This is a genomic window from Campylobacter sp. RM6914, from assembly GCF_004803835.1.
Classification (GTDB): Bacteria; Campylobacterota; Campylobacteria; order Campylobacterales; family Campylobacteraceae; genus Campylobacter_A; species Campylobacter_A californiensis.
Map to the genome: position 1 here is coordinate 917400 of NZ_CP012545.1, position 12302 is coordinate 929701.

At 36.2% G+C, this 12302-nt stretch carries 15 protein-coding genes, 1 tRNA gene and 1 pseudogene; 8 read left to right on the plus strand and 9 right to left on the minus strand.

Going from position 1 to position 12302, the window contains the following annotated elements:
* Nucleotides 1-25: 25 nt before the first annotated feature.
* Together CCAL_RS04780 and CCAL_RS04785 are read left to right on the plus strand one after the other, a co-directional pair.
* On the plus strand, nt 26-1474 hold the full coding sequence (locus CCAL_RS04780) for a transglycosylase domain-containing protein (protein ID WP_170016133.1): 1449 nt from the start codon (nt 26-28) through the stop codon (nt 1472-1474).
* The gene (locus CCAL_RS04785; protein ID WP_170016135.1) at nt 1458-2033 is read left to right on the plus strand and encodes a hypothetical protein; all 576 of its coding nucleotides are present in this window, start codon (nt 1458-1460) and stop codon (nt 2031-2033) included. The genes CCAL_RS04780 and CCAL_RS04785 overlap by 17 nt, the downstream gene beginning before the upstream one ends.
* A 187-nt stretch (nt 2034-2220) precedes the next feature.
* On the opposite strand, the gene CCAL_RS04790 is transcribed toward CCAL_RS04785, so the two are convergent.
* Nucleotides 2221-2297: transfer RNA gene (locus tag CCAL_RS04790), tRNA-Arg, on the minus strand.
* 131 nt (nt 2298-2428) lie between these two features.
* Here CCAL_RS04790 and CCAL_RS04795 point away from each other — a divergent pair.
* Nucleotides 2429-2611 carry a hypothetical protein gene (locus CCAL_RS04795; RefSeq protein WP_170016137.1) on the plus strand — a complete coding sequence of 61 codons (183 nt, stop codon included), beginning with the start codon at nt 2429-2431 and terminating at the stop codon, nt 2609-2611.
* A gap of 59 nt (nt 2612-2670) precedes the next feature.
* A complete protein-coding gene (locus tag CCAL_RS04800; protein ID WP_170016138.1) occupies nt 2671-3495 on the plus strand; it encodes an adenylosuccinate lyase in 825 nt (274 codons plus the stop codon).
* Here CCAL_RS04800 and CCAL_RS04805 read toward each other — a convergent pair.
* The 8 genes and pseudogenes from CCAL_RS04805 to CCAL_RS09550 form a co-directional block, all read right to left on the minus strand.
* The gene (locus CCAL_RS04805) at nt 3485-4732 is read right to left on the minus strand and encodes an RNA polymerase factor sigma-54 (protein WP_169971696.1); all 1248 of its coding nucleotides are present in this window, start codon (nt 4730-4732) and stop codon (nt 3485-3487) included. The genes CCAL_RS04800 and CCAL_RS04805 overlap by 11 nt on opposite strands.
* 2 nt (nt 4733-4734) lie before the next feature.
* Nucleotides 4735-5463: an LPS export ABC transporter ATP-binding protein gene (gene lptB, locus CCAL_RS04810; RefSeq protein WP_169935811.1), complete on the minus strand. Its 729-nt coding sequence runs from the start codon at nt 5461-5463 to the stop codon at nt 4735-4737.
* A complete protein-coding gene (tsaE, locus tag CCAL_RS04815; protein WP_170016140.1) occupies nt 5456-5863 on the minus strand; it encodes a tRNA (adenosine(37)-N6)-threonylcarbamoyltransferase complex ATPase subunit type 1 TsaE in 408 nt (135 codons plus the stop codon). The genes lptB and tsaE overlap by 8 nt, the downstream gene beginning before the upstream one ends.
* Nucleotides 5856-6107, minus strand: coding sequence for an RNA-binding S4 domain-containing protein (locus CCAL_RS04820; protein ID WP_170016142.1), 252 nt, complete (start codon nt 6105-6107; stop codon nt 5856-5858). Before CCAL_RS04820 ends, tsaE begins: the two co-directional genes overlap by 8 nt.
* Nucleotides 6108-6148: 41 nt before the next feature.
* A complete protein-coding gene (gene mmuM / locus CCAL_RS04825; protein WP_170016144.1) occupies nt 6149-6781 on the minus strand; it encodes a homocysteine S-methyltransferase in 633 nt (210 codons plus the stop codon).
* Entirely contained in the window at nt 6705-7082 is a 378-nt protein-coding gene (locus tag CCAL_RS04830) for a homocysteine S-methyltransferase family protein (RefSeq protein ID WP_170016146.1), read from the minus strand. Before CCAL_RS04830 ends, mmuM begins: the two co-directional genes overlap by 77 nt.
* Nucleotides 7079-8100 (minus strand): annotated as a pseudogene (locus CCAL_RS09265) (amino acid permease). Before CCAL_RS09265 ends, CCAL_RS04830 begins: the two are co-directional and overlap by 4 nt.
* On the minus strand, nt 8081-8458 hold the full coding sequence (locus CCAL_RS09550; RefSeq protein WP_216656451.1) for an amino acid permease: 378 nt from the start codon (nt 8456-8458) through the stop codon (nt 8081-8083). Before CCAL_RS09550 ends, CCAL_RS09265 begins: the two are co-directional and overlap by 20 nt.
* 221 nt (nt 8459-8679) lie before the next feature.
* On the opposite strand from CCAL_RS09550, the gene CCAL_RS04840 reads away from it, so the two are divergent.
* The 4 genes from CCAL_RS04840 (at nt 8680) to hslU (ending at nt 12301) form a co-directional block, all read left to right on the plus strand.
* Nucleotides 8680-9900, plus strand: a complete 1221-nt coding sequence (locus CCAL_RS04840) for an argininosuccinate synthase (protein WP_169935801.1) — start codon at nt 8680-8682, stop codon at nt 9898-9900.
* An 83-nt stretch (nt 9901-9983) separates the two neighbouring features.
* On the plus strand, nt 9984-10433 hold the full coding sequence (gene rplI / locus CCAL_RS04845; protein WP_169935799.1) for a 50S ribosomal protein L9: 450 nt from the start codon (nt 9984-9986) through the stop codon (nt 10431-10433).
* Nucleotides 10434-10979 (plus strand): ATP-dependent protease subunit HslV, encoded by a 546-nt coding sequence (gene hslV / locus CCAL_RS04850; protein WP_169935797.1) that lies wholly within the window; start codon nt 10434-10436, stop codon nt 10977-10979.
* Entirely contained in the window at nt 10979-12301 is a 1323-nt protein-coding gene (hslU, locus tag CCAL_RS04855) for an HslU--HslV peptidase ATPase subunit (RefSeq protein ID WP_169971692.1), read from the plus strand. Before hslV ends, hslU begins: the two co-directional genes overlap by 1 nt.
* Nucleotide 12302: the final 1 nt, after the last annotated feature.

The window sequence follows — 12302 nt, forward strand, 5'->3', positions numbered from 1 at the left end:
GCATATTAATGTGAATGGCTATATTGTGAAAGCCGATAATGGTGAAACTATTGGTGTTTGCTCCGATACAAATAAAATCTATACAAAGCGAATAGATACAGAGATTCCTGAAGTTTTTATTAAATTCTTGCTGTCAATTGAAGACAAAAGATTTTATAAGCATATAGGAATTGATTTAATTGGAATAGCAAGAGCCTTTTATAGAAATTTACAAGCCGGAAAAATAATAGAAGGTGGAAGTACAATAACGCAACAATTATCAAGAAGCTATTTAAACGACAACTCAAAAACATTTAAAAGAAAGTTTGCAGAAATTTTTAAAGCTCTAAAAATAGAAATTAAATTTTCAAAACAGCATATCATAGATAAATATATTGAATCTATTTATATGGGTTCAAACATATATGGATTTGAGTCAGCTTCTATTAAATATTTTGCAAAACGACTGCATGAGCTAACAAAAAAAGAATTTATATCCTTAATTGTGCTCTTAAGGGGTCCCAATTTATATATTAACAACAACCAACTTTTCCTAGATAGATATAAAAGTATAGTGGCTAGATTAAATAAAACAAACCTTATCTCAAAAAGTCAAACTGGCAAGTACTTGCATAATTTTCCAAAATTAAAACAAAAACAAATAAGTGTTGTGCCATCAGAAATTATATCTGCTGTTACTAAGACGATAGAACGCAATAAGCTTACAATTAATAGCACAATAAATTATAAAATACAAAACAAAATTAACAAATTTGTAAATTCAACTAAAGATTTTGATTCTGTAATATGTATAAAAAATGGCAAAATTGCTGGTTTTTCTAGCAAGCATGGAAATCATTATATATTTAACCACTTCGGAAATGTAGGCTCAACACTCAAGCCTTTTATATATTTATATTTAAGAAGTCATGGGGTAGAGCAAAATACGCAAATACCAACAACACCTATTTATAAATATAAAAAATGGATAGCAAAAGAAGCATTTGAGCCAACATATAACACCATGTCTTTGGCAAAAGCACTAGAGGTATCTAATAATACAGTGTTTTTAAACGCAAGTTATAAAGTAGGTTTTGATAATATTTCTAAGCATATAGCTAATTTGTTTAACAAAGAAAATTGTGAAGATTTTCCATCTTTGGTTTTGGGTTCCACTCCATATGGTATTTCTTTATACGAATTATCAATGGCTTATTATAATTTATTTTCAGATAATAATCATGAACATATAGACGAATTAAAGTCCATATTAAGACAAGTATCAATAAACACATTGGGATTAAGCTCATTTTTTTGCAAAACAGGCACTACGAATAACAATAGAAATAGATATATTATTTTAGGGAACCATGAAATAGTATTTGCCTTCCTCAGAGACGAAAGAATGACTTATGATAGCATTGTAAATGCGGGTAAAGCGCCGAAAAATTTTACTCAAAAGATTAAGGGGTTTTTTAATGAACTCATTAGATGAGGATTTGTTTAAAAATATTTTATTGTTTATAAATGATAAAATAAATGATGTTGAATTTATTTTATTTTTAATACTGGGTATATGTTCATTAATAATTAAAAAATATATAACAGATTCAGTAGCTCAATCCGAAAATATTTTTATAAATACTCAAAAAGAAAATTTAGATAATTTAAATCAAATTTATTTTTGTTTAGTTCAACTATCTTTAAAGCCAAATTCTAAATCCAATGCGAAGAAATTATATGAGTTATTGTTGAAAAATAGTTATATAGTGGACATCAAAGAAAACAATGATTTGTTAAAAAATGTATATGAAAATTATTCAAAAGATAAACCATTAAATGAAAAATTGATTTTTGATTATCTTAGAAAAATTCAGGATAAGATAAAAGAAATTAATAACATCATAAATAAAAATAATTCAAGATATTTAGAGCAACAAAACAATCCCGTAAAATTTTATCTCAAAAAAGCATTATTTTCACTATTTTTAATTATTTTTATATTGTTAATTTTATATGTCTTAAGATCATTATATGTGGATTTATTTACTTAAACTATAAAAAGATTGTTTTTATAAAAATATTCTCATATAACTCTTTTGAGATAAAAACTTTATGCTTTCTTTTTTGTAAATTCTTAGCTAATGCTCGCAAAAAATATTAAGGTATTGCATTGCAAACTTTAAAATGTTTTAGAAATTTTAACTTAGAGACTTGTGTGTTTTTAAAAAATAAGTAAGATGGTGCGCCCGAGAGAATTCGAATCTCTGACCTTTTGAACCGCAATCAAATGCTCTATCCAGCTGAGCTACGAGCGCACAATAAAAAAGAAATGTGATTATAGCAAAGTTTTCTTAAAATTTGCATATATTTTCTAAAATTTCTAAAATTTATGCAAATTTTAGCTCAAAACAGATAATCTTACGTCAAATACAATAAAGGAAATACGATGAATGACTTTTTTGACAGCTTAAAAGATATAAAAAAAGAGCTTGTAAAAGAACAAGGTGTAAGCCTAAAAACTCAAAAAGATCCACAAAATGCAAAACAAGACGCTATCAAACATAAACAAGATAGACTAAAAGATGAGTTTTTGTCATATATAAAAAATAGCGATATTAGAAAAATCTAAAAAACACAATTTGGAACGTTTATTGCTTTTTATCCTTATAGTTTTTAAGGAGAAATTTTATGAATATAACTCAAACTTTAGAATCTTTAAGCATACAAACTCAAGATGACATATTATTTTGCGAGCTTCGCAATATCATAATAAAAAATTTCAGCAAAACTATCGCCAACAAAGGCAAGATCATATCATTTTACGAAGAGAGCGAAATACCACAAAGAAAGTGCTTTTTAAAGTTTATTAAAAAAATATATGAAAAAGAGACAAATGAAGAGCTAAACCTCTTTTTCGCGCAGTATAAAACTATAAAAATCAACTATGTTCAAAAAAATGCGGTTTCTAACATGTTTTTTGTAGATGTTGATTTTGTAAAGGATGAGATTGTATTACTACTTAATAATACACATAAAATTTTTGCCAACTATATTATGCAATGCTTTAAAGATAATGAAAACAAATTTAATGAAAAACAAAATATCTTACATGTTAAAATTAAAAACGAAAGTGATTTTGACGCTTTTAATACACTGTTCTCAAAAAAAGAGCATTTAAATTTCATCATACATTTCAATCTTGATAGTACAAAATTTGATACATTTAAACGAAATTTTAAAGTTCAAAAATCAAGTAAATTTGTAAATAGATTTTCAGCTCTTGCAGATCTTTTGGAGGACAACTTTGAGACTTTGGGCTGTGAAAAGGATAGCGACTTTGAGCAAATCAGACAAAGCTATCTTTCGCTGGTTAAAATTTATCATCCCGATCGTCATGCAAGCAAGCCTCAAAAAATTCAAAACGAATACCGTGAAAAATTTGAAAAGATACAAACCGCGTATGAAAGCCTTAAACCGCTTTTTAAAACGCAAGAAAACTTTGTCAGTGCTTGATAGCGTAAATTTTTTTACGCTCGCTAGAACTTCCGATATTTAACGACTTACGGTATTTTGTTATCGTTCGCCGCACCAATGGGATATTAAAATTAGCCTTTATAAGTTCTAAAATTTTAAGATCACTTAATGGCTTTTGTGGACTTTCTTTCTTTATAAGTTCAAGTAAAAATCCTTTTATAGCCTCATTTGAAACTTCCTCATCAAGCCCAGTAGCAAAAAACTTCTTAAGAGGGATCGTTCCACGCGAGCATTCTAGGTATTTATTTGCAATGGCACGCGATATAGTGGATGGGTTGCGACCAAGATCATCGGCTAAATTTTTAAGCTTCATCGGCTTTATGTCTCCACCAAAGAAATAATCATACTGATACTCGACTATCATTAGCCCTATCTTATAAAGCGTTGCTTTGCGCATCTCAAGCGCATCTATGAGTGCCCTAGCCTCTTTTATGCGGCTTGAGACAAATTCGTTTGCCTCATCAAGTCCTTGTGTATCTAGTAAAATTTCAGGATAAAACCCGTCATTTACACTAACGCTAATGCCGTTATCATCTGTTTTTATGGCTATATCTGCAACGGCTGTTGCCACATCTTCTAGGTATTCTATAGCAGGAGGATTTTTAAATTTTTTTATTAATTCAAGAGCCTCTTTGTAGCCCTTTAGTTTTGTCATCTGTTCAATATCTTCGAAATTTTCGATAATTTTTTTTACATTTTCGTAAATTTTAGCCTCACACTCCACCTCTTCAAGCTGAAACAAAAAGCTCTCTTTTAAGCTCTTAGCTCCAACTCCACTTGGCTCAAGATAGGCAAATCTAGCTCTAATACTCTCAACTTGCGCATCATCAAATTCCGATAAAATTTCATCATCATATTCAAAATACCCTTCATTATTTATGCATTCGATGATTTTATAAGCTATATTTTGAGACTTTAACGTTGGAAAAAGCGGTGGATTTATCTGCTCATAAAGCTTTTCATACAAGCTTTGCTTTTGTATACTGGTAGCTTCAAGCGTATCTGAAATGGAATTTTTGCTTATTTCTTTAAAAAAATTTCTTTTAGAATTTACATGAGATGAATTTTGTTCTATGCTAGCAAACGGGTTGTTTTCGACAAACGGCTCAAGCGTCTCTTTTAGCTCGTCAAGGCTACTTTGAAGTATCGGAAGCCAACTACGAAGCGTTTGATTAAGCTTTAGTTTTGGCGATAGAGCTTGAGTTTGACGCAGCATTTTTACTCTAGAAGCTTAAATTCTTCACCAAGATAATGCGTGCGAACATTTTTATCGTTTGCAACCTCTTTTGCCGTGCCGCTTGCAAGCAAAGCACCGTCTTTGATAACGTATGCTCTATCGCAAATAGCCAACGTCTCACGCACGTTATGATCAGTTATAAGCACACCTATGCCTAAATTTTTAAGGTCACGAACTATACTTTGTATATCACTAACCGCGATAGGATCAACCCCTGCAAAAGGTTCATCAAGAAGAAGAAATTTAGGTGTTATCATAAGACTCCTGGCTATCTCGCATCGTCTTCTTTCGCCACCGCTTAGACTTACGCCTTTTCTTTGTCTGATGGGTTCGATGTTTAAGAGATTTAGCATTTCATTGACTTTTTGCTCACAAACTTTAACATCTTTGTATAAAATTTCCGCTCCTAAAAGCAAATTTTCCTCTACGCTTAAGTCTTTAAAGATGCTCGACTCTTGCGGTAAATACCCAATCCCCATTTGCGCTCGCTTATGAAGTGGAACATTTGTAACATCTTTATTGTCAAGCACAATAGTGCCACTTGTAGGGCTGATTAGACCGCATATCATGTAAAAAGTCGTAGTCTTACCGGCGCCGTTTGGACCAAGAAGTCCTACTACCTCTCCACTTTTTATATCTAGCGAAACGCCTTTTATGATGTTTGTCTTTTTTATGGTTTTCTTCAATTCGTTTATCTGTAATTTATGCACTTTTTACCTCGTATATTCGCAGGTTTTCTTTGGTTTTTATGTTGATTATAGTATATGGAATTTTATAAATTTTTAGCATATTTTCGAGCTCTTCATCGCCCCACTCAACAAGATGTAGTCCATCTTCATACAAATTTTCAAAAAGTCCGTTTTTTACAAGACCGCTAACACCATTTTGATATATATCATAGTGAAAAATTTTTACATCGCCATCATAACTTTGCATGATCGAAAATGTAGGCGAAGTAACATTTTGCTTAACGCCGTGAAATTTAGCTATCTCTTGCACCAAAGTTGTCTTGCCGCTAGCAAGAGTTCCACTAAGTAGCACCACACCATCTTTTGGCAGTGTTTTTACAAGCTTGATAAGCTCATCTTTAGCTAGTATAAATTCACGCATTAACCTGCCTTACATACTCTTCTTGTGCACTTTTTGGGATACTTTTACTTGTCGGTATAGCCAGCACCTCATAACTTACTTCGCGGACAAGAAATTTTATGGTTATTTTATCGCCAACTTTGACATCTTTAGCAGGCTTTGCAACCACTCCGTTTATACTAACTACTCCGCTTTTACACATATCTTCGCTGATACTTCTGCGTTTTGTGATATTTACTACATTTAAAAATTTATCTATTCTCATGGGCTGGATTTTAACTAAAATTTGCTTATTTTCGCATAACACTAAATTTTTGTCTTTAAAATTTCGCTTAGTTGCCTTATAAATTCAGGGCTCGTTTGGCAACATCCGCCGATCAGCCTTGCGCCAAGCTCATGCCACTTTTGTATATACTTTATTAGCCCGCTCTCATCAGGCTTTTCGCTCCATTTTTGAGTCTTGGCGTCATACACGGCGCCCGCATTTGGGTAGATGATAAATGGCTTTGTTCCGCCAGCCTTTTTTAAATTTGCAAGCAAAGCGCTAGCAAGAGTGTCACTTATGCAATTAAAGCCGTAGGCAAGCACGTTTGGAGTGCTTTCTAAAATTTTAACCACGTCTGTTATAGCGTCGCCGCTAGCAAGCTCATTTTCATCTCTTGCCGTAAAACTTATCCAGCAAGGCACGTCCTTAAAATTTTGCTCTAAAAGCTCGCATATCGCCTCCGCCTCGCTTAAAAGCGGTATAGTCTCAACCGCCAGCATATCCGCCCCACCCTCTAAAACAGCCCTAATGCGTGGCTCGTGAAACGCCTTAAATTCACTCTTGCTTAGATTATAATCACCCCTATATTCGCTCCCGTCAGATAGATACGCACCGTATGGTCCGATACTTGCCGCCACAAGTGGAGTCTCCGTCGCTCTCACGTATAAATTCATCCACCGCCTCGCGTGCTATAAGGCTTGTTTTTATGATTAAGCCATACGCCTCTTTTTCGCTAAACCCGGCCGCCATAAGGCCCGGAATCGTCGCTTGATAGCTTGCCGTCGTGATGATGTCGCTTCCGGCTTTTAAATAATTTTTGTGAATTTGCTTGATAGCGCCCGGGTTTTGTGCGATATGCTTTGCCGACCAGAGCTTACCGCTGATGTCAAGCCCCATAGCTTCAAGCTGTGTGGCAAGCGCTCCGTCAAGCACCACTACGTCTTTTTTGGCTAATAAATCTTTAAATTTACTCATATCTTTTTATATCTCAAATAGTAATAAATATAGCAAAACGCCACGAAAGGAAGCCCGAAATATAGTCCCGGACGTTGCTCGGCGTCATAAGCGATACCTATGATCGAAACCGCAAGCAAGGCGATCGTAATATATGGCAAAACGGGCGAAAAAGGCACTCTAAATTTGAGATCCTCCACGCTTTTGCCGCTTTTTATCCACTCTTTTCTAAAATTTATCTGTGCAAACGGGATAGATAGCCACACGCCAACTACCGCAAAGCCCGCTATCGAAATAAGGGCTAAAAATACCGAATCCTCGGCGTATTTACTAGCAAATAGCGCTCCCACCGCACCTATCATCGACATCACAAGCGCTCTAACAGGCACTCCTCTATCGTCAATCTTCGCCACCCAAGGCCCGATTTGCCCCTCGTTGCTAAGCGACCAAAGCATACGTGAGCTGGCATAAAGCCCCGAATTTCCCGCCGAAAGTATCGCTGTCAGGATGACAAAATTCATAATATCCGCCGCATACGGTATCCCCATCTTGTCAAAAACTACGACAAAAGGCGCTTCTAGTACGCCCGCCTCATTCATCGGAAGCAGTGAAGCTAAAACAATGATGGTTAACACAAAAAATATCACAAGCCTAAGCACCGTGGTATTTATAGCGCGAGGTATGTTTTTCTCTGGTTCAGCTGTCTCGCCAGCTGCAATGCCGATAAGCTCGGTGCCCGAAAAGGCGTAGTTTACCGCTAGCATCACGGTAGCCACAGCCAAAAAGCCGTTTGGAAAGGTTCCGTTGGCGGTGAGATTGGCAAAAAGCGGAGCCGAACTCGCCCCATCAAACGACACCACGCTAAATATCGCCCCAAGTCCAAGCGTGATGAACACGATGATCGCCATTACCTTAATGCCCGCAAAAAAGACTCAGTCTCTCCAAAAGCCCTTACGTTTAGCAAATTTATGACAAAAATTAGTCCCGTAAAAAATGTCGCAAAGACCCATACTGGCACTTCAGGAAACCACCTTTGCATAAGTATCGCCGCTCCCAAAAAACTCGGTCCCAAGCGCTACCGTCCAGCACAGCCAGTAAAGCCACGTAACGGTAAATCCCGTAGCCGGAGAGATAAATTTCGTAGCATACGCACCAAATGAGCCAGTAACCGGCATCGCCGTAGCAAGCTCGCCAAGAGAGAGCATAACCAGATAGACGACCACCGCGCCCACAAGATAGCTGATGACAGCACCAAGCGGACCGGCCTGTGAAATGGTGTAGCCTGAGCTTAGAAACAGCCCCGTGCCGATAACTCCGCCAAGAGCTATCATAAATAGATGGCGTGAGTTTATCTTGCGCTTAAACTCGCCTTGATTTTGTAATTTGTGATTTTGCAACACGCTTCCTTTTGTTTAAATAAAATTTTAATTTTACTAAAATTTATCGTAAATTTAGTTAATTTAAATTTCAAATTTAATTAAATTTTTCAATTTTACCCATGTGATCCAAAATTTCGATATATTCCATCTTGGATCTATTATTTTTTGCTTAAAGTATTTATTTAAAATTAATCATTTTTAGATAAAATTAGCCATTTAATCTAAATAAGGAGAATGGGATGAAAAAAGAGGTTAAAAAGGTCGTTCTGGCTTACTCCGGCGGACTTGATACAAGTATAATTCTAAAATGGCTTCAAGATGAATATAATTGCGAAGTTGTAACATTTACGGCAGATATAGGTCAAGGAGAAGAGGTTGAGCCGGCTCGCAAAAAAGCTATAGCACTTGGAGTAAAACCTGAAAATATTTTTATAGAAGATCTAAGAGAAGAATTTGTAAAAGACTATGTATTTCCTATGTTTAGAGCAAACGCTATTTATGAGGGAGAGTATTTACTGGGAACTTCTATCGCTCGTCCGTTAATATCAAAAAGACAAGCAGAGATAGCAAAGCTAACCGGTGCTGACGGCGTTAGCCACGGAGCAACAGGCAAAGGAAACGATCAAGTTCGTTTTGAGCTTGGGTACTACGCACTAAATCCTGATCTAACCATCATAGCGCCTTGGAGAGAATGGGACTTAAATAGTCGTGAAAAACTTCTTGCTTATGCAGAGAGAAATGGCATAGATATAAGTAAAAAACCAGGCAAAAGTCCATACTCAATGGACGCAAATTTACTTCACATAAGCTATGAGGGTTTAGTTCTTGAAAATCCCGCAAATGCTCCTGAAAAAGATATGTGGAGATGGACGGTTGATCCAAAAGATGCGCCAAACGAGAGTGAGATAATCACTATCGGCTACGAAAAAGGCGATCCTGTAAGCATAAACGGTAAAAAGCTAAGTCCTGCTGAAATTTTAACAGAGCTAAACCGTCTTGGGGCAAAACACGGCATAGGACGCCTTGATATAGCTGAAAACCGCTATGTGGGCATGAAAAGTCGCGGTTGCTATGAAACACCTGGCGGCACTATCATGTTAAAAGCCCATCGTGCGATAGAGAGCATAACTCTTGACAGAGGAGCGGCTCACCTAAAAGACGAGCTAATGCCACGCTATGCAGAGCTAATCTACAACGGTTTTTGGTTTAGCCCTGAACGTGCTATGCTACAAGCTGCGATAGATAAAAGCCAAGAGCATGTAAACGGTGAAGTAAGGGTTGAGCTTTATAAAGGAAATGTCATAATCCTTGGTCGTTCAAGCCAAAATGATAATTTGTTTAACGAAGCATATAGTACATTTGAAGAGGATAGCGTATATGATCAAAAAGATGCGGACGGCTTTATCAAGCTAAACGCTCTTCGCTTTATAATCGCTAGCAAAAACGGAAGAAAATTTTAAAATTTCAATCAATTAGCAAGCTTTATTTTGGCTTGCTAATCTTTTTTCAACCTCTCAATAAAATTTAAATCAAAGGTATAAAAATGAAAGTATTACTTATAAAAGACGTAAAAGGCTTAGGAAAAGCAGGTGAGATAAAAGAGGTAAAAGATGGATACGGCAACAACTTCTTGATAGGAAAAGGCTTTGCAAAAGCTGCAACTCCTGATGTATTACGCCAATACGAAGCAGCACAAAAAAGAAAAGCAGAAGAGCTAAAATACGAACTTGCAAATTTAGAAAAATTAAAAGATGAGTTAGCTAAAGTTACGGTAGTTATCAAAAAACAACTAGGTGCTAACGGCGCACTTTTTGGCTCTGTCTCCAAAGAAGAGATAGCTGAAGAGCTTGAAAAAACACATCATCTAATCGTTGATAAAAAATCAATCGAAATAGAAAAAAACCACCTAAAAGCGGTAGGAATTTATAATGTTCAAGTAAAACTAGGACACGCGATAAGTGCCGATTTAAAGGTTGACGTTCAAGGAGAGTAAGTGTTTCACGCAACAACGATCTTAGCCTATAAAGGCAAAAATAAATCAGTAATAGGCGGTGATGGTCAAGTAAGTTTTGGCAACACTGTATTAAAGGGAAATGCCGTTAAGATCAGAAAGATAAAAGACGGTAAAGTTTTGGCGGGCTTTGCAGGAAGTACCGCCGATGCGTTTAACCTTTTTGATATGTTTGAAGAAAATTTAGAGCAAGCAAAAGGGGATCTCTTAAAGGCTGTTATAAATTTTAGTAAAGCATGGAGAAAAGATAAGTATCTACGCAAATTAGAAGCTATGATGTTGGTTCTTAACCGTGATAAAATTTTCTTACTTAGCGGGACCGGCGATGTAGTTGAGCCTGAAGACGGAAAGATAGCTGCGATAGGCAGTGGCGGCAACTACGCACTTTCTGCTGCTCGCGCACTTGATAGGCTAGCCACCGACATAGATGAAGAGGTGCTCGTAAAAGAGAGTCTTACTATCGCGGGAGAAATTTGCATATATACAAATACAAATATAAAAACCTATGTCTTAGAGGATGATAAATAATGAATATGACACCAAGACAGATAGTTGAATTTTTAGATGATTATGTTATAGGGCAAAAAAATGCCAAAAAGATCATCGCTATCGCACTTCGCAATCGCTACCGAAGGATGAAACTAGAAAAAGCTATGCAAGATGACATAGTTCCTAAAAATATCCTAATGATAGGCTCAACCGGTGTTGGCAAAACTGAGATCGCAAGACGCCTGTCAAAGATGATGGGACTTCCTTTTATAAAAGTCGAAGCTAGCAAATACACTGAAGTAGGCTTTGTCGGACGTGATGTTGAAAGCATGGTTAGAGATCTTGCGATGGCAGCTTTTAACCTAGTAAAATCAGAACACATCGAAAAAAACCAAGCTAAAATTTCAGAATACATCGAAGATAAAATAATCAAAAAACTACTTCCACCTTTACCAAAAGGCGTTAGCGAAGAAAAAATAGCAGATTATGAGCGAAGTTATGAAAAAATGCTAACAAAGCTTAGAAATGGCGACTTAGATGACCTTAATATCGAGATCGAAGTCATGCAGCCAACAATGAGCGAGAATTCAAACATCCCGCCCGATATGGCTCAAATGCAAGAAAGCTTCATAAAAATAATCGGCATGACAAATAAACCGACTAAAAAAGAGATGAAAGTCAAAGATGCAAGAAAGGCTCTTGAGGCAGAGGCAAATGATAAAATTTTAAATACCGAAAACATCAAAACTGAGGCTTTAAGAAGAGCACAAGATGAAGGCATTATATTTATCGACGAGATAGATAAAGTAGCTGTAAGCTCCGGAAATTCAGGCAGACAAGACCCGAGCAAAGAGGGTGTTCAGCGTGACTTACTTCCGATAGTGGAAGGCTCTTCGGTATCTACAAAATTTGGAAATTTAAAGACGGATCATATTTTATTTATCGCAGCCGGCGCCTTTCATGTAAGTAAACCAAGCGATCTTATACCGGAGCTTCAGGGTCGTTTTCCGCTTAGAGTCGAGCTAAATAGTCTTGACGAAGATGCACTTTATCAAATTTTAACCCAACCTAAAAACTCCCTTCTAAAACAATACATCGCCCTGCTTAAAACAGAAAATGTCGAGCTTGAATTTAGCGATGAAGCCATACGCGAGATCGCCAAAATAGCACAAGCGGCAAATGAAAAGATGGAAGATATCGGAGCGAGAAGACTTCATACAGTTATCGAGCGCGTTATAGAAGATATTAGCTTTGAAGCAAGCGAGAAAAACGGAGAAAAGATCGTTATAGATAAAGAGCTAGTTAGTCAAAGACTAAGCGATGTCATAGAAAATCAAGACATAGCAAGATACATACTATAAA

Coding starts and splice junctions, on each gene's coding strand:
- CCAL_RS04785 (WP_170016135.1), top strand. CDS start 1,458: ATGAACTCATTAGATGAGGATTTGTTTAAAAATATTTTATTGTTTATA.
- CCAL_RS04795 (WP_170016137.1), top strand. CDS start 2,429: ATGAATGACTTTTTTGACAGCTTAAAAGATATAAAAAAAGAGCTTGTA.
- CCAL_RS04800 (WP_170016138.1), top strand. CDS start 2,671: ATGAATATAACTCAAACTTTAGAATCTTTAAGCATACAAACTCAAGAT.
- CCAL_RS04805 (WP_169971696.1), bottom strand. CDS start 4,732: ATGCTGCGTCAAACTCAAGCTCTATCGCCAAAACTAAAGCTTAATCAA.
- tsaE (WP_170016140.1), bottom strand. CDS start 5,863: ATGCGTGAATTTATACTAGCTAAAGATGAGCTTATCAAGCTTGTAAAA.
- CCAL_RS04820 (WP_170016142.1), bottom strand. CDS start 6,107: ATGAGAATAGATAAATTTTTAAATGTAGTAAATATCACAAAACGCAGA.
- mmuM (WP_170016144.1), bottom strand. CDS start 6,781: ATGAATTTATACGTGAGAGCGACGGAGACTCCACTTGTGGCGGCAAGT.
- CCAL_RS04830 (WP_170016146.1), bottom strand. CDS start 7,082: ATGAGTAAATTTAAAGATTTATTAGCCAAAAAAGACGTAGTGGTGCTT.
- CCAL_RS04840 (WP_169935801.1), top strand. CDS start 8,680: ATGAAAAAAGAGGTTAAAAAGGTCGTTCTGGCTTACTCCGGCGGACTT.
- rplI (WP_169935799.1), top strand. CDS start 9,984: ATGAAAGTATTACTTATAAAAGACGTAAAAGGCTTAGGAAAAGCAGGT.
- hslU (WP_169971692.1), top strand. CDS start 10,979: ATGAATATGACACCAAGACAGATAGTTGAATTTTTAGATGATTATGTT.